This is a genomic window from Vibrio sp. MOR3 (genome assembly GCF_001557775.1).
GTDB lineage: Bacteria > Pseudomonadota > Gammaproteobacteria > Enterobacterales > Vibrionaceae > Vibrio > Vibrio jasicida.
The window spans coordinates 152717-170332 of record NZ_LNRD01000003.1 but is presented as its reverse complement, the minus strand read 5'-3'; the positions used below and the strand labels follow the sequence as shown (position 1 = coordinate 170332).

Genomic DNA, 17616 nt, shown 5'->3' with positions numbered 1-17616 from the left:
CAAGCAATGGTACTTTTCTTCACATCTAAAAGAACTTAGCGCTTTGTTTAAGTCTAATAAGGAATATCCCGATTTGATTGCGGGAGGGTTTTAGCTGGAGATCCTAATGTATAAGGACTTTTTCGGGTTTGTTGAACTGCCATTTTCGATTGTTCCAAACTCGCGTTATCTGTATCTGAGCCAACGTCATAAAGAGGCGATCACGCATCTTCAGGCGGGGTTAGGCGATGGTGGTGGTTTTGCCATGCTGACAGGCGAAGTAGGGACAGGCAAAACCACCGTCGCGAAAGCCATGTTGGCGAATTTGGATGAGAACACCAAAGCAGGCTTGATTCTTAATCCAACCTTTTCTAGCCGAGACTTGCTTGAGGCTATTTGTGATGAGTTCAAAGTGACTTATCCGCAAGATGCGACGCTCAAGCAGCTTAACCAAGCGATTCATGAGTACTTGCTGCGTAACCATAAATTAGGTTGGACGACGTTATTAGTGATTGATGAGGCGCAGCACCTCGCCGCTGATGTTCTTGAGCAGTTGCGTCTACTTACCAACTTAGAAACGGACACCAGAAAGCTGCTTAAAGTGCTCTTGGTTGGCCAGCCAGAGCTACAACGCTTGCTGCAAACGACGCAGCTACGTCAGCTTGCACAGCGTATTACTGGTCGTTATCACTTATTGCCGTTGGATGAAAAGGAAACCGCTGACTACATTGCGTTTCGTTTGCATACCGCAGGTGGTGACCAGCAGTTGTTCGATCGCAGTTCGACTAAGCTGATTGCCAAGTATAGCCACGGCATTCCACGCCTTATCAACCTTGTGTGTGATAAGTCACTGAACATGAGTTACTACAAGGGCAATGTAGTCGTTGATCGACAGACAGTACATCAAGCGTGTGAAGAGGTGATGCAGTTCCAAGCCGAGATTTATCAGCAGGATAAGCCAATTCGCCGTAGCTTTGAATGGCCTGCGTGGGGCTCGGTTGCCATTGGTGTGTTTGCGGCATTAGGTGTTGGTTGGGCAGTGACGCACAATATGCCTATGGAGGTGCCAACAAATACTGCACCTACGGTTGCTGCTCAAACGCCAATACAACCAGCGGTTGTTGCCCCAATTGTGAATGAGCAATTGACCAATGAACAGCGTGAACAACTGTTAGCACAAACCCAATCAAATTTAGCCGTTAACGATCTTTACAAACTATGGGGCTACCGCGCTTCAGTTCGCGACAATCTTTGTTTATCTGAGCCACAATCAACAATGCGTTGTGAGCGAAAGATGGCAACATGGCCGTTATTGGTCCAGCAGAATCGTCCAGTGATATTAGAACTGAATTATCAAGGGGAAGTGGGTTACGTCATTTTGTATGCGATTGGTGACGGTAAAGTGGAAGTGCTCAATGGTAAGGAGCGCCTACGCCTACCTATATCGTGGCTAAAACCACTGTGGCAGGGCAATATCATCGAGTTATGGCAAGCGCCTCTAAAAGATACTCTGCGTCTTGATATGGAAGGGCCTGCAATTGAAGTGTTGGACAAGTTGCTGGCAGAAGCGGTAAATGAACAACCACTAGATACAGACATTTATGATGGTGCAATGAAAGAGCGTGTGGAACTCTTCCAGCGCTGGCAAGGCATTGGTGTGGATGGCATTGCAGGTCAACGTACATTAGAGCGCTTACAACAAAGCGCGCAACCTGATGCTCCAGCCTTAGCGCAAATCAATGAGGAGGAAGCATAATGCCGATGATGAAACACATTGGGCTTTTTCTACTGCCTGTAAGCCTAACCGCTGTTGGCGTCGCTTGGTATATGGACCTTTTGACGCCAGAAATGCAAGCCCCCAGGGTTGCCCAAGAGCCGATGACGGTTCAAGTGCCAGCTCAAGCTCCTGAGCCTGTTAAGTTAAGACCAAACTTTGAAACGCTTGACTACCCTGAGGTGACTCAGCTTGCTCAGTTGCAACGTGAGTGGCCAAGCGCAGAGTTATCGAGAAGTATGGGCACCTTTGTCGGGCAAGATTATGTGAGTAATGAATCAGTGCCGGGTGAGCAATCATTACTTTCTGTGCCAGAGAAAACAAAGCAGACTTCGCAAACGAAAGTTGGGCAGGATGATCTCGGACTGTCGTTAGATGATCTCGACTTGTCTTCGTTGTCCCCTGATTTAGCGATGAAAGTTGAAAATGCGATGGCGAACAATGATCTGCCTACGCGCTCAGAGGCTCAGATGAACGATCTTGAGCATGATGCACACCAATGGCATGGCCGCTTGCCGGCATTGAATTTACAAACGCACATGTATTCAAGCGATACTAAGCGACGTTGGGTGAAGATCAATAACGTTGAATACCACCAAGGTGATGTGGTGGATGGTCAAATCACGTTAAAAGAGATCCAACCACAAGCGGTGATCGTCGAGTTCCAAGGGGAACAGATCCGAATTCCTGCATTATATGAATGGAAAGGGTAACGATCTAACCCGAATCTAACAGAAGCCAGTGAAGTTATTCGCTGGCTTTTTTGTCTCTTCTACAAGCTTCTCCCTATTGGTTTGGTTAATGATTTCCAAACCGTCAAAGAAACAAAATATACCTTACACCAGTGCTTAAAAGGGCTTCGATATTGCTGATGGATTGATCATGCCTATCGGGTCAGGGTTGTGTAAAAAAACACCATATTGACGAACTTGGCAATAAGCATTTGGTCAACGTTAGACCTCTATAAAATTACAGGAGTCTATACGGAACGTATGCGTATTCTTACTTTTTCTTTGAGCTTGGTTGCCGCGGTGAGCTATGCCGCAAAGCCTGAACCTTTTCCGATTACGCCAGATAATACTGGTGAGCATTTTATGGTAAGCGCAACTAATCCTTATGTGAGCAGTGCTGGTTACACGATATTGAAGCAAGGCGGTAACGCGGTTGATGCCATGGTGGCGATGCAGATGGTGATGTCGGTCGTTGAACCGGATATGACAGGTATCGGTGGCGGTACATTTGCTTTGTTTTACCAGCACGATAAGCAACAGTTTCTTGCGCTTGATGGTCGAGATGAAGCGCCTTCTAGTGCGAACCCGAATATGTTTGTAGAAAACGGAGAAGTACTTAGCCGCAATGACATTCTTGGCCCTCGTTCTATTGCTGTTCCGGGAACCTTACGATTGCTCTATTCCACACATGAGCAATACGGCAAGCTTGCGTGGTCTGAATTGATGAAGCCTGCAATTGAATTGGCAAGCGAAGGTTATGCTATGAACAGCTACACCTACGATATTGTCGTACGCGAGCAAGCGCGGTTGAAACAAGACCCAGAGATAAAAGCACTGTATTGGCAAGGCGATGAGATTAAGCCGACAGGCACGTTGATGAAGAACCCTAAGATGGCCGAAACGCTAAAACAGATCGCTCGACAAGGTGATGAATACCTCTATGGCGGTGAGTTTGGTAAGCACATCGTTGAGACAGTCAACAGCCGTATTGGAGACCAACATGAGAAGCTGTCTTTGTCGGACTTCAAAAACTACCAAGTTAAGCAACGTGACATCATTGAGACCGAGTATCGAGGCAATAAGGTTATGTCATTTGGTTATCCGGCTTCTGGTGGAGTGATGGTCGCACAAAGCCTTAAGTTGCTTGAACCTTATGGTCTCTCTCAAATGGCGAAAACAGATGTTGAACCTTGGCGTTTGATGACGGAGGCAATGCGTGTTGCAAAAGCCGATCGCATCGCTTACGCCGGTGACCCTGATTATATAGAGACTCCGATTGAGCAACTGTTGGATAACGATTACCTCGATGAAAGACGAGAATTGATTCCAGATTATGGTGTGGCAAAAGATAGCCCGAAAGCTGGGCAGGTAACGCCAATGCAGTATGCGCAATACCAAGGCTTTGAGAGCAAAGATACCGGGCATATTTCCATCATTGATAAAGAGGGCAATGCCATTGCGATGACCAGTACCGTTGGGACTGGAATGGGAGCGGGTGTGATGGTCGATGGCGTGATTTTGAATGCGCAAATGGCAAACTTCTCTCCCATGCCAACAGTCGATGGTAAACCGACGCAAAATGCCATTGAGGCAGGTAAACGTCCGCGATCAGCCATCACGCCTTTAATGGTCATGGACAGCAGCAATGACTTACGTTTGGTTGTGGGCTCTCCTGGCAGTTCGCAAATCCCAGGTTATGTTTTAAAGACCCTTGTAGGGGTTCTCGACTGGAACTTGTCTGCGCAGGAGGCGATTGATCTACCGAATATTCAATACGGCACCAAGATTGACCGAACTAAGCCCTACGATCCGACTGGCTTGTTGGTGGAGAAGAAGACCTTTGCAGAAATGCTCGTTCCGGAGTTCATGGAATTAGGTTACCCAGTCCACGTAATACCTGTGGTGAGTGGGTTGAACGCGATTGAAGTTAAGGATGGCAAGATTTACGGTGCAACGGACAGACGACGAGCATCCAGTTCAATGGGTGAGTAACAAGGTATCTCGTTAAACGAAGCCAACAAAAAAGCCAGTCGAGTACGACTGGCTTTTCTTTATCCGTTTAGCTGAAAGCGATTATGCCCAGCCTGCTGGTGATTTCTTTCTGCGTGGCATGATATGCGGAAGAATCAAACCAAACAGCAAACCAAGACCTGCAACACCACCACCGTAAGTGAAGTACTTAAGTAGCATGTCGTCTTTTTGGGTGTCTAGCTTAGCGCGAAGCTCACGGTTCTCTGTTTCTACAGAAGTCAGTTGGTCACTGATCTCTGAGTATTTCTTCTCAAGGTCAGAGATTTGCTGGTTACGCGTTTCTAGTGACGTCACTAGGCCCGCTTTCTCTGTGTCTGAGTTTTGACGAGCGTTCGCAAGTTGAGACTTCACTTCTTTCAGTTCTTTCTCAATGCGAGGCATACGAATTGCCATGCTCTCTTGGTTTGTGACGAACTTGCTTTGCACCCAACCAGTGCGGCCGCGGTCGTCTCGAATCTGTGTGTAACCTGTGTCTTTATTTGCTTGCAGCAGTTGTACTTTAGAGCCTGCGTTAACACTACCCATAATGCGGTAAGTGTTGTTTGGACCAGAGTGCATAAAAGTGAATAGGTCATCAGAAATATAACGGTCTGCCGCTAGTGCCGCTGGCGCTGCTAGCAAAGTAAACAAAACCGTGATGAATAGTTTTTTCACAATAAATCCCTTAACGATTTTCTTGGATACAGCTTTGGCACCGAATGATTGGAGCCGGAAATAGACGAATATTATGCAGTTTCAAACTTCGGTGCAACAAAGAAGGGAGGCAAAGCCTCCCTTTCTGTGCGTTTGAGTCAATAATGACAAAGCGCTTACAATCTATTGACGGTCTGTCTTACGAGAACATCGCTTGGATGCCGTAGAAGAATACGACTGCCAATAGTGCGCCTGCTGGTAGGGTAACAATCCATGAAGCTACGATGTTACGTACTACGCCTAGGTTTAGTGCTGCGATACCGCGAGCGAAACCAACACCTAGAACCGCACCAACCAGTGTCTGAGTCGTTGAAATAGGTAAACCAGTACCTGACGCTAGAACAACCGTACATGCTGTAGCAAGCTGCGCTGCAAAACCACGGCTTGGTGTTAGTTCAGTGATGCCTGTACCAACGGTTGCCATTACTTTGTGACCAAGTGTCGCAAGACCAACGACGATACCAAAACCACCTAGAGGAAGAATCCACCATGCGATGGTGCTCTTACCTGTGATTTCACCCATGTGCTCAACCGTTGAAACAACCGCAGACAGTGGACCGATCGCGTTCGCTACGTCGTTAGAACCGTGTGCAAATGCCATCGCACACGCAGTGATAACCATCAGTACAGAGAAGATACCTTCAACACCTGCGAAGCCGTGGTCTTCTTCACGGTTAGCGAATTTCTTCTGAATGTAGAAGTAACCGCCAGCCATTACTGCTGCTGAGATTACCGCTGCCCACATCCATGCTTCACCGTTACTTAGGTGAAGGCCAACGTGTTTCAGGCCTTTTTTGATGGTTACAAGTGCAATCACCATTGTCGTGATGAACATGTAAACTGGAACGAAACGTTTTGCGTTGAATAGTGGGTTCTCAGTATCAAAAATCAGGCGTTGGGCACTGACAAAGATAACGTAAGCAAAGAAACCTGAGATAACCGGCGTAATAATCCAGCTGCCAACAATGCCTTGAACACTTGCCCAGTCAACCGCTTCAGTACCTACAGACACACATGCGAAACCGATGATTGCACCGATGATCGAGTGGGTCGTAGAAACAGGCCAGCCCATGTATGACGCAAGTAGTAGCCATGTACCAGCCGCTAGAAGCGCAGACATCATGCCAAATACAAGAACATCAGGTTGATGTGCGAATAGAGAGGTTTCGATAACACCTTTACGGATCGTATCGGTAACTTCACCACCTGCAAGGTATGCACCCGCAAATTCAAAGATCATTGCGATAATGATCGCTTGTTTAACGGTTAGTGCTTTCGAGCCGACTGAGGTGCCCATTGCGTTCGCAACGTCATTCGCACCAATACCAATAGCCATCAAGAAACCGAAAGCTGCTGCAACAATAATCAGGACAGTGCCGTAGTTAGCGAGGATATCCATCGTAATACCTAGTTGTTTTATAACAAGCGGAGCAAAATTTAGCGCGCATCAGCCCATAAGACGGTGAATCTCGTCATCGTCCATCTGACTTGCATTCGTAATGCTCTTCGTTATGTCGTTAACTTATGATTTAAGATCGAGATAGCATGACTTCCAAACGAGCACCTACGCGCTGCGCTTGGTCGGCAATACCACCTACCCATTCAAGAATCTTGTACAAGAACATGACGTCGATAGGGTTCATGTCAGGTTCAATCGCCATCAATTGTTGGCGTAATTCAATCTGCATGGCATCGGTGTCATCTTCGATAACATCTAGTTGATTAATCATTTCAGCAACTAGCGTTACTTCACGGCCTTTAAAGCCAGTTTCAAGAAGTTCATCAAGTTCATTGATCACTTTTTGCGCCTGGTCAGCCGCATCAAGACATCGTTGAACGTAAGCGAGGAAATTTGATTGGAGAGCCTCTGGAATGACAAGTTGACGGCCATATACACGGCCAGCAATGTCTTTTGCCAGGTTAGCAAGTTTGTCCTGTTGAGTCAGAAGCTCAAGCATGTCAGTACGATCGACTGGCATGAACAAACCGCGAGGCAGTTTTAGACGGATTTCACGTTTCAGAACGTCTGCTTCTTTCTCTAGGTGAGAAATTTGAGCGCGAATTTCTGCTGCTTTTTCCCAGTCACCCTTTGAAGACACTTCAAAGAACTTAACCAAGTGTGAACAACATTCGTTGACACAGACAACGTGGCGTTGCAAAGGCTTAATTGGGGACTTTGCAAATAACCCCATAATTGTATTTACTGGCATGGTCATTCAACCTAATAGCTATAACCTTAAAAAAACATACACCATTTCTTGGCGAAATGTTGAACGATGGCTATAAAGGCGCGCATGGTAACGCATTAAATCACTCTTTAAAACTGTTTTAGATCATCATTCCGGTGATATTTCTTTCTTGCCGTGTGAGAAATTAGGCAATATCCTGTTTCTATCTGCTTTGAAAGGTATAGCTATGGAAACCGAGATAGAACTGAAGTTTTTTGTTTCTCCTGAATTTTCAGAAACTTTAAGAGCAAAAATTTCTGAAACAAAAGTACTTCAGCACAGTTGTCGTGACTTGGGTAACACCTATTTTGATACCGCTGATAAATGGTTAAGACAGCACGACATTGGTTTAAGAATTCGCCGTTTTGATGACGTTTTTGTCCAAACTGTAAAAACAGCAGGACGCGTTGTAGCGGGCCTTCATCAAAGACCAGAATACAATGCTGAGCACACCAGTAATGAGCCAGAACTCACGCTTCACCCTTCTGACATTTGGCCAGTAGGTAAAGACGTTGCGACGCTGCAATCAGAATTGACCCCTCTATTCTCTACCAACTTCACTCGTGAGCAGTGGCTGATTGGTATGCCTGATGGCAGTCAAATCGAAGTGGCTTTTGACCAAGGTGCTGTAATTGCTGTTGATGCCGAAGGGGAAGAGAAACAAGATCCTATTTGCGAAGTTGAACTGGAACTGAAATCAGGTCAAACCGATGCACTGTTTACTCTTGCTCGTAGTCTATGTGAAGCCGGCGGTATGCGCTTGGGTAACCTGAGCAAAGCCGCAAAAGGTTACCGCTTGGCGAGTGGCTATGCAGGGGATGAAGTGAAGCCTTTGTCTTTAGTCGATAGTAGTAAGACAGATACCGTAGAGTACTGCTTTATTAACTCGTTAGAGCATGCGCTTTCTCATTGGCATTACCATGAGCAAATTTTTACTGAAAGAGACAGTGTTGAGGCTCTGCGCGAAATTGGTAATTCAATTCGTTTTATTCGTCAGACTCTGACTATCTTTGGTGGTATGGTGCCGCGTCGAGCCAGTGCGATTTTACGCCAAGAACTAAAATGGTTGGAAGAAGAGCTAGAGTGGCTAGACGAGCACGCGCATTTAGAAGAGCTTTTAGATGATAAAGGTAATGTGTTACGTAAACTGGATGCTCGTAAGTTCTTAGTTTCTGAGTTGACGCAGCAACTAGAAGAGCTACCTGGTCGTGAAGAGACCCTTCAACTCCTCAGTTCGGCACGTTACACCGGTCTGCTATTGGATTTGAGCCGTTGGATTCTCACTCGTGGTTGGCAACCTTTCTTAGACGACAAAGCTCGTGAAAAAATGTCTGCGAATATCCAGCCGTTTTCTGTCACGCAATTGGATCGCACTTGGGCGGAGCTGATGGAAGCGTTCCCAGCGGAGCGTCAGCTGTCAGGACAAGAATACGTTGATCAACGTTACCGCCTATTGCGAAATCTCTATACGGGTATTGGCTTTGCGAGTTTGTACGATTCGGAAGAACGTAATAGTTTCCGACTGCCATGGGCTGATTTAGTGCATGGTATTGATGACTTGTTGATGTTGAACCATCTACTGCCATTGGTTGGTATGTTGGAAGGGGAAGAGCAAGAGCAACTGGAACGTTGGTTACATCGTCAAGAGCGTTCTATTTTGCACGCGATGGATCAGACGCGAGCCATCAGCGTGGAAGTTGAGCCCTACTGGCAAGAGTAAGATCAAACAAGAAAAAATAGGACCTTAGGGTCCTATTTTTTTGTCTGCTGCTTTTGTTCTTGAAGCTCTTCTTCAATCACTTGTAGCCGGTTCAAAATCTGTTCTTGTCTGTCTAGCACCTGCTCTAACAGCTTTTCTTTATTTTTGGAGCGATGATCTTGCTGTCTGGTTGGCGCAGTCAGAATCGATGTAATCAAGCCAGAAATCATACCGAAGATACCGACACCACAGATGATGACCAGTACAGCCAGGAGTTTACCGCCTGTCGTCACCGGATAATGGTCACCATAACCAACTGTTGAGATGGTCACAAATGCCCACCACAATGCATCTGTTCCCGTTTGGATGTTTGCTTCAGGACTTTGTCCTTCAATAAACAACATGGCACTGGAACCAAGAGTTATCAGAACCACCATTAGCAATAAGATAGAGGCTAGAGTGGTTTCTCGGCGGTTTTGCTTGAGCTGTAAAAGAATGAACTTTGAAGAGCGTAAGACCAAAATGACACGCAAGATGTGAAACAGTCGAGCGAAGCGTAAAGGCTCAACCATTGGGATACTCGCCACAAAATCGATCCAGTGATGCTTAAGAAATGACCTGCGATCTGTGGCCCGGATCAAATCTATGGTGAGCTGTAATAGAAAAATACTACAGATTATAAAATCCAGACCGATAAGAACTTGACGGGTTTCGTTATCAAGCGGGAAAAACAACAGGCCAGAGATCACAAATAGTGCCATAAAGGACAATATTAGTGATAGCAGCCCCATCGGTTTGGTGCTGTCTTTGATATCATGGTTTTTCATACGAAGCTCGAAATAAATCGCGCAGGCAATGTTAAGTGCGCGCATAAGTATAAGTAAGACTATATAAGACTCGGTGGAGAACTGACAATGGAAAAGCTGGCATTTAAGCCGTGGGAAAGGGTGATATCCGACATCAAGCTCGTTCCGAAAATGGTCATGTTGATGGTATTTAGCACCATCCTAATTGTGGCGAAGCAACTGTGGGATGCGAGCACATTCTACGATTCATTACTAGCGGCAACTCAGAACGAACAAGTTGCCCAGCAGCATTATGAAGCGTATCTCACTCAAGTTGCTTGGCAAACAGCGATCTTAATTGTGGTGTTTGTGGTACTACTGCTGGCCGCTGCGCGCGTGATGTTGCGTCAGACGCAATACCTTAATGAAGCCATCAAATTAATGGCAAGTAAGAACCTTTCTGTTCCTTTTGGAATGGATTGTAAAGACGAATACGGCGATGTGGCTCGTGAACTTGAGACCACTCGTCGCCAACTGCATGATGTCATTCAAATGCAAATCAACTCTTCGGAAGAGCTTTCTACTCTCACAGAGGTGATGACATTGAGCATGTCCGAGACGAAAGAGTCAGCACAAGAAGAGTTTAATGAAATCGACCAGCTTGCGACGGCCATGAGCGAGATGTCTTCAACCGTACAAACTGTAGCTGAACATGCGCAAACAGCGTCAACTTTAACCGAGCAAGCTTCAACTCAAGCGGTGACTGGCCAGCAGTTCTTGCAAAAAACCGTGTCTAAAATGAGTGAACTCTCTTCTGATATCGCGTCTTCGGCAAGTGCCGTTAACCAAGTAGAAGAACGCGTAGAAGCGATTGGTAGTGTAGTAGGGACCATTCAAGGTATCTCAGAGCAAACTAACCTACTTGCGTTGAACGCAGCGATTGAAGCGGCACGTGCAGGTGAAGCAGGTCGAGGTTTTGCCGTGGTTGCGGATGAGGTTCGTAACCTTGCCCAGCGTACACAACAAGCGACCGTTGAAATTCAAGAAATGATCACACAGCTTCAATCGAGTGCTGAATCTGCCGTCGAATTGATGGAAAAGAGCGTGGTTGAAGCAGCTGAAGGAGTTGAGTTGGTGTCCAATGCAGGCTCTGAACTGGATGGCATCGTTGGTCAAGTGACACAAATCAACGACATGAACTTCCAGATTGCGACGGCTTCAGGTCAACAAAGTAGCGTCGCAGAAGAAATGAGCCAAAACCTCACTAACGTTCGTGAGTTGGTGGAAGCATCTGTTGTTGTTGTGACGGAGTTGCTTGAAACGTCTGAAATGATGCAAAGTAATGCCGAAGAGTTAGATGAGAAGATTAAATCCTTCCAAGTCTAAGTCTAACAAGCTTTGATAAAACGCCCACAAACCTTTTGTGGGCGTTTTTATTTGTGCTAACTCTGGTATAAATAAGTGATAACACCTAATCACAGTGCTTTTCACACAAGGAAGAAAAATGCAGCTGCCTTCGTCACTGATTTCTGTCGCGGATTCTGCGGTTCAAAACGCCGAGCAAGCGGGATACGTTCAACAATGGCCAACCGAGATTGCTGAGCAGTTTCGTTTTGTGTCTGGGTTAAGTAAGTTCATAACCGAAGCGATTCATCGTGATGAGACACTCGCACAAAACTTGCCAAGCATGCTGGCAGAAAGCAGTCGACAACAAGCTTATCGTACACGCCTCGCAGAGCTTCTGGTGGAATGCCAAGATGAAATGGCTGGACACCGTGTGCTGCGCCAATTTCGCAACCGTGAAATGGTCTACATTGCGTGGAAAGACTTCACCCACACTTGGACGCTAGAAGAGTCACTTAGTCACTTATCACAATTGGCAGAAGCGATGATCTTCGAGACCTACCAATGGCAATATAAGATTTGTTGCAATGAGTGGGGAACCCCAACCAATGCCGAAGGCGAAGCGCAACCTATGCTGATCATCGGTATGGGTAAGTTGGGTGGTGGCGAGCTGAACTTTTCTTCCGATATAGACTTGATCTTCACCTATCCAGAAAATGGTGAGACGCAAGGTGCGCGTCGTAGTATTGCCAATGCACAGTTCTTTACCCGTTTGGGTCAACGCATCATTAAAGCGCTCGACCAACAAACCTTTGATGGTTTCTGTTACCGCGTTGACATGCGTCTACGTCCGTTTGGTGAAAGTGGCCCCTTGGTCATGAGCTACGCAGCTCTCGAAGATTATTATCAAGAGCAAGGGCGCGATTGGGAACGTTACGCGATGATCAAAGCACGCGTCATGGGCAGCGAAATGTATCCGCAATACCAAGAATTGCGCCAGATGCTGCGCCCATTTGTGTTCCGCCGTTATATCGACTTCAGTGCGATTCAATCTCTGCGTCGAATGAAATCGATGATCAGCAGTGAAGTACGTCGCCGTGGTTTGAGTAACAACATTAAATTAGGCGCTGGTGGCATTCGTGAAATTGAGTTTATTGCTCAAGTATTCCAGTTAATTCGTGGTGGTCGAGAGCCTTCTTTGCGAGGTCGTGGTTTACTAGAAACCTTGAATGCCATTGGTGAATTAGGCCAGTTAACCCCATCAGAAGTCGAGAATTTAGAAACGGCCTATAAATACTTACGTAAGCTGGAAAACTTGCTGCAAGCGATGGCCGATAAACAAACCCAAACCTTGCCTGATTGCGATGATGAACGCCTAAAACTGGCCATTGCGATGCGATTTGATGCTTGGGATGATTTAATGGCTCAAACTCAACAGCATATGGCTAACGTACATAAGGTGTTTGAGAACTTAATTGGTGATGACGAAGAGGACGAGACGGAAACCATCGCACGTCATTTCCATGAACTTTGGGACATGGCGACCAAGCAAGATGTGCTTGAACACGTGTTGCAAGAAGACATCAAAACGGAGAACTCGGAAGCGCTTGCTAAAACCATCATGCAATTTAAGGCAGACTTAGCGAAAAAAACGCTTGGCCCACGTGGGCGTGAAGTCTTAACTAAGTTAATGCCGAAAGTCTTCGATGCGGTGTTCGCCCATCCTGATGCACAGTTTGGTCTGCCACGAGTTCTGCATTTGCTGCATAACATTTGCACGCGCACTACGTATTTAGAATTGCTGGATGAGCACCCAGCCGCATTGGTGCAATTGGTGCGTCTGTGTACTGCAAGTCCGATGATTTCCGAGCAGCTATCGCGTTACCCAATACTGCTTGATGAGCTGATCGACCCTCAGCACCTTTATAACCCAATCCCACTCGACAGCTACCGAACGGAGCTGCGCGACTTCCTTGCTCGTATTCCAGAGGATGATATGGAACAGCAAATGGAGGCGTTGCGTCAGTTCAAGCAGATTTGCATCCTCCGCATTGCTGCAGCAGACATTGCTGGAGTGTTACCAGTGATGAAAGTAAGTGACCACTTAACTTACTTAGCTGAAGCCATCGTAGAAGCCGTAGTGAACCAAGCTTGGCTACAAGTGTCGGAAAAGTATGGTGAACCAACACACGTAAAAGATCGTGAAGGTAAAGGTTTTGCTGTGATTGGTTATGGGAAAGTTGGTGGTTGGGAATTGGGCTACAACTCAGATCTCGACATTGTGTTTATGCACGATTGTCCGGTGAATGTGTATACCGATGGTAAGAAAGAAATCGACGGTCGTCAGTTTTACCTTCGTTTGGCACAGCGCATCATTCATATTTTCTCGACCCGCACTGCATCAGGCATTCTGTACGAAGTGGATACTCGCTTACGTCCTTCTGGTGCATCAGGATTACTGGTAAGCCCGACCGATGCATTTGACGATTATCAACATCAAGATGCGTGGACTTGGGAACATCAGGCGTTAGTACGTGCTCGCATGATTTATGGTGACGAACCATTAGCGATAGCTTTCCATAACACGCGCCATGATGTGCTGTGTAAATCGCGTGACCAAGATACGCTGAAGAAGCAGGTGGTCGATATGCGGGAAAAAATGCGTGATCACCTTGGCGGGAAAAAGTCTGAGCGCTTTATGCTTAAGCAGGATAAGGGCGGTATTACCGACGTTGAATTTCTCGCTCAATACCTTGTGCTCAACTACAGTCACAGTAAGCCTAAACTAATACGTTGGTGCGATAACGTAAGAATTTTTGAAACCTTGATTGCTCAGGGTGTTATGGAAGAAAATCAAGCGATGCAGTTAACTCGCGCATACACATCGATGCGTGATGAGATTCATCGCCGTAACTTACTTAATTTGGATGCTGATGTGGCGGAAGATAAGTTTGTTGCGGAGCGCGAGTGGGTGAAGCAAGCATGGAATCAATGGTTTGCCTAAGCAGAAGTCATGTGCAAGGTTCAGCCTAGAAAAAGGCTGTGTTAAACTCACCACGATTTAATTTTTGGAGACCAATAATGAAACCAATTCTACCTGATTACAACAGCGCTGGTGTGCTTATCATCGGCGATGTCATGCTAGATCGTTACTGGTATGGCCCGACTGGACGTATTTCTCCTGAAGCGCCAGTACCTGTTGTGAAAGTAGAAAACAATGAAGAGCGTCCAGGTGGTGCTGCGAACGTCGCAATGAATATTGCTTCACTTGGCGGTCACGCTCACATTGTTGGTCTAACGGGTATGGATGAGCCAGCGAAAGTGCTGACTGAAACCCTGAACTCGCTAAAAGTAAAATGCGACTTTGTGGCGCTTCCTGAATACCCAACGATTACCAAACTGCGAGTCATGAGCCGTGGTCAACAGTTGATTCGTTTGGATTTTGAAGACAAGTTCGAGAACACAGATGCAGAGCCTGTATTGTCTCGCATGGAAGCCGCGCTACCAAGCGTGAAAGCGGTCATCATGTCTGACTACGCAAAAGGTTCGCTTGAGCATGTACAGGCGTACATCCAAAAAGCACGCGCAGTAAACATTCCTGTATTTATTGACCCTAAAGGGGCGGATTTCGAACGCTACCGTGGCGCAACCCTTCTGACTCCAAACATGAAAGAGTTTGAAGACGTTGTAGGCAAAGTGAAATCTGACCAAGAGTTAGTAGAAAAAGCGCTAGCTTTAGTTGAAGAGTTCGAATTTGAAGCTCTGTTGGTGACACGCAGCGAAAACGGCATGACATTGATTCGCCGTGGTGCAGAGCCATTCCACCTACCGACACAAGCGAAAGAAGTGTATGACGTAACAGGTGCGGGTGATACGGTTATTTCTGTATTAGCAGCATCGGTAGCCGCTGGTAAATCGTTTGAAGAAGCTTGTGCACTAGCAAACGCAGCCGCAGGTGTTGTGGTTGGTAAATTAGGTACATCAACACTATCTGAGATTGAATTGGCTGAAGCTATTCACGGCAGTCAAGATACAGACTACGGCGTGATTTCAGAGCAAGCGCTGATTGAAGCCGTGAAGAAAGCACGTGCAAAAGGCGAGAAGGTGGTGATGACCAATGGTTGTTTCGATATTCTACACGCAGGTCATGTTTCTTACCTAAATCATGCTGCTGAGTTAGGTGACCGCCTAATCGTTGCAGTGAATACTGATGACTCAGTGAAACGCTTGAAAGGCCCAGGTCGTCCAGTGAACCCAACAGATCGTCGTATGGCAGTCTTGGCGGGTCTTGGCGCGGTTGATTGGGTTGTACCGTTCAGTGAAGACACACCACAGCGTTTGATCTCAGAAGTGCTGCCTAGCTTATTGGTGAAAGGTGGTGATTACAAACCAGAAGAGATCGCGGGTGGTAAAGAAGTGATCGCTGCAGGCGGTGAAGTTCGTGTACTGAACTTTGAAGATGGTTGTTCAACCAGCGAGATCATCAACGCTATCAAAGGTGGTAAGGGTTAATACCTTGCTCGCCAAACTGATTACTACAAATTGATTGTTAAAGGTCGCTTTCGAGCGGCCTTTGTTGTTTTTGGAGGAGTGCATCTAACCACAAACGTATTCCAGACCTCCCTCTTTTCAAGGGGGAGTTAGAGGGGGGGGGAATACTCGGTCTGATTGAAAACCAGTGTCGTCAATTAGATCGAGAAGCAATCCCTTCCTAATCCTCCCCTTAGAAGGGGAAGGGGCCTAGAGCGCACTTGGCTTGGTTACTTAGCCCAAAAAAAACGCCAGTTGAAATCAACTGGCGTTTTTTGTGTTACTTAGACGTTTATTTTGCTGGCTTAAGGCCCGCGTCTACATCTAGGATGTCTTGCTCACTTAGCGTACCAACTGCTTGGCGTAGCTGAAGACCTGCAAGAATGTAGTTGTAACGTGCATCTGAAAGGTTTTTGTTTGCATCGTAAAGACGACGAGTTGCGTCTAGCACGTCAACGATAGTACGAGTACCAACATCGAAACCAGCTTCTGTTGCTTCAAGTGCAGACTGTGCAGAAACCACAGATTGTTCGTACGCTTTTAGTGCGCCAATAGAGGCGTTAATGTTGTTGTTTTGTGCTCGCACTTCTTTCACAACACTACGGTATTCAGCTTCTAGGTTTTCACTAGCAGCAACGTAGCTGTATTCCGCTTGTTTCACTTCAGATGTTGTACGACCACCTGTGTAAAGTGGCACGGCTAGGTTTACACCAACATTGAAGCCATCAGCTGTATTATCGTTAATGCTTTCCGCAGTATCAGCGTAGTTGTAACCACCGTCCAGAGATAGCGTTGGTAGGTGACCAGAACTTGCTAGCGAAATATTGTCACGCGCAATGTCTTGTGAAATACGTGCTGATAAAAGGCTTAGGTTGGTTGTTTTTGCTTCTTCTACTAGTGTTTCAGCTGGTGTGCTTGGACGACTTGCAGAGAAACGAGCAGTATCAAGAACATTTAGGTTTTTGTGTTCTTGGCCTGTAATTTCGCGTAGTGACTCGTAGCTGTTGATAAGATCGTTTTCTGCTAGAACTTCATCAGCCAATACTGCATCAAATTGTGCTTGTGCATCATGTACGTCAGTAATTGCCGATAGGCCAACTTCAAAACGTTGTTTAGTTTGCTCTAGTTGGCGACCAACCGCGGCTTTCTCTGCACGGACAAACACTAGGTTGTCTTGTGCACGCAGTACTTCAAAGTAAGCTTGAGAAACGCGAAGGATCAAACCTTGTTGCGTTGCTGCATAAGTTGCATCTGATTGACGTGCCGTTTTCTCTGCAGTGTCTAGGGTAATCCAAGACGCGCGGTTGTACAGCTCTTGTGTAAAGCCAACGCCAGCAGATAAGACGTTTTGGTCCGTCGATACTTTACTACCTAAGTCTTGATCTCTGTCGCCACGTGTAATGTCATAACCCGCGGTTAAGTTGATTTGTGGTAGTAGGGCACTGCGGCTAGAGTTGATTGCTTCAAAAGCTTGATCACGCTGCGCTGCTACGCTGAGCAATTGTGGGTCATTTTGTTTTGCTAAGTCATAAATTTCAGCAAGGGAGTCTGCCCATGCTGCTGTGCTCATACTGCCTAGCGCTGCACTGATAAATAGTGGAAGCAGTTTTTTCATTTTCCATTCCCGCGGTCAATAGATTGGTTAATTCTCAGTAGTTTAACTCAATTTGGACGATATTTACTCTAAACTTTGCACTTTTTTACACGTAATTATCCACCTGTGCAATAAATTTTTGAGAAAGGCTTAAAATAATTTATAACTATTGTACAAAAAGTTGAGCCAAGTCCTTTGAGCAAGCGAATAACAATGAGTAAACTACAA

Annotated in this window: 12 protein-coding genes; 7 read left to right on the top strand and 5 right to left on the bottom strand. The window is 46.2% G+C overall.

The features are described from left to right. Positions 1-106: 106 nt before the first annotated feature. The 3 genes from ATB76_RS08080 to ggt all read left to right on the top strand — a co-directional run bounded on the left by ATB76_RS08080 (position 107) and on the right by ggt (position 4476). A complete protein-coding gene (locus ATB76_RS08080) occupies positions 107-1735 on the top strand; it encodes an ExeA family protein (RefSeq protein WP_061035027.1) in 1629 nt (542 codons plus the stop codon). Further along, positions 1735-2466 (top strand): general secretion pathway protein GspB, encoded by a 732-nt coding sequence (locus ATB76_RS08075; RefSeq protein ID WP_061035026.1) that lies wholly within the window; start codon positions 1735-1737, stop codon positions 2464-2466. The genes ATB76_RS08080 and ATB76_RS08075 overlap by 1 nt, the downstream gene beginning before the upstream one ends. A gap of 279 nt (positions 2467-2745) precedes the next feature. Further along, positions 2746-4476, top strand: a complete 1731-nt coding sequence (gene ggt / locus ATB76_RS08070; protein ID WP_061035025.1) for a gamma-glutamyltransferase — start codon at positions 2746-2748, stop codon at positions 4474-4476. 81 nt (positions 4477-4557) lie between these two features. On the opposite strand, the gene ATB76_RS08065 is transcribed toward ggt, so the two are convergent. The 3 genes from ATB76_RS08065 to ATB76_RS08055 all read right to left on the bottom strand — a co-directional run bounded on the left by ATB76_RS08065 (position 4558) and on the right by ATB76_RS08055 (position 7418). Next, positions 4558-5169: a TIGR04211 family SH3 domain-containing protein gene (locus ATB76_RS08065; RefSeq protein WP_038866196.1), complete on the bottom strand. Its 612-nt coding sequence runs from the start codon at positions 5167-5169 to the stop codon at positions 4558-4560. A gap of 178 nt (positions 5170-5347) precedes the next feature. After that, positions 5348-6607, bottom strand: coding sequence for an inorganic phosphate transporter (locus tag ATB76_RS08060; protein WP_038866198.1), 1260 nt, complete (start codon positions 6605-6607; stop codon positions 5348-5350). 130 nt (positions 6608-6737) lie between these two features. Beyond that, the gene (locus tag ATB76_RS08055) at positions 6738-7418 is read right to left on the bottom strand and encodes a TIGR00153 family protein (protein ID WP_038866436.1); all 681 of its coding nucleotides are present in this window, start codon (positions 7416-7418) and stop codon (positions 6738-6740) included. A 205-nt stretch (positions 7419-7623) separates the two neighbouring features. Between ATB76_RS08055 and ATB76_RS08050 the strand changes: the two genes are divergently transcribed. Continuing rightward, a complete protein-coding gene (locus tag ATB76_RS08050; RefSeq protein WP_045422070.1) occupies positions 7624-9156 on the top strand; it encodes an inorganic triphosphatase in 1533 nt (510 codons plus the stop codon). A 32-nt stretch (positions 9157-9188) separates the two neighbouring features. Here the strand turns inward: ATB76_RS08050 and ATB76_RS08045 are convergent, their stop codons facing one another. Next, the gene (locus tag ATB76_RS08045; protein ID WP_039974721.1) at positions 9189-10007 is read right to left on the bottom strand and encodes a potassium channel family protein; all 819 of its coding nucleotides are present in this window, start codon (positions 10005-10007) and stop codon (positions 9189-9191) included. Between the two features lie 42 nt (positions 10008-10049). Between ATB76_RS08045 and ATB76_RS08040 the strand changes: the two genes are divergently transcribed. The 3 genes from ATB76_RS08040 to hldE all read left to right on the top strand — a co-directional run bounded on the left by ATB76_RS08040 (position 10050) and on the right by hldE (position 15776). Beyond that, complete coding sequence (locus ATB76_RS08040; protein WP_038866204.1) at positions 10050-11306, top strand: methyl-accepting chemotaxis protein; 1257 nt, start codon at positions 10050-10052, stop codon at positions 11304-11306. Between the two features lie 118 nt (positions 11307-11424). Further along, complete coding sequence (gene glnE / locus ATB76_RS08035; protein WP_061035024.1) at positions 11425-14268, top strand: bifunctional [glutamate--ammonia ligase]-adenylyl-L-tyrosine phosphorylase/[glutamate--ammonia-ligase] adenylyltransferase; 2844 nt, start codon at positions 11425-11427, stop codon at positions 14266-14268. Between the two features lie 77 nt (positions 14269-14345). Next, positions 14346-15776 carry a bifunctional D-glycero-beta-D-manno-heptose-7-phosphate kinase/D-glycero-beta-D-manno-heptose 1-phosphate adenylyltransferase HldE gene (gene hldE / locus ATB76_RS08030; RefSeq protein ID WP_061035023.1) on the top strand — a complete coding sequence of 477 codons (1431 nt, stop codon included), beginning with the start codon at positions 14346-14348 and terminating at the stop codon, positions 15774-15776. Positions 15777-16086: 310 nt separating this feature from the next. Here the strand turns inward: hldE and tolC are convergent, their stop codons facing one another. Continuing rightward, complete coding sequence (gene tolC / locus ATB76_RS08025) at positions 16087-17409, bottom strand: outer membrane channel protein TolC (RefSeq protein ID WP_038866209.1); 1323 nt, start codon at positions 17407-17409, stop codon at positions 16087-16089. Positions 17410-17616: the final 207 nt, after the last annotated feature.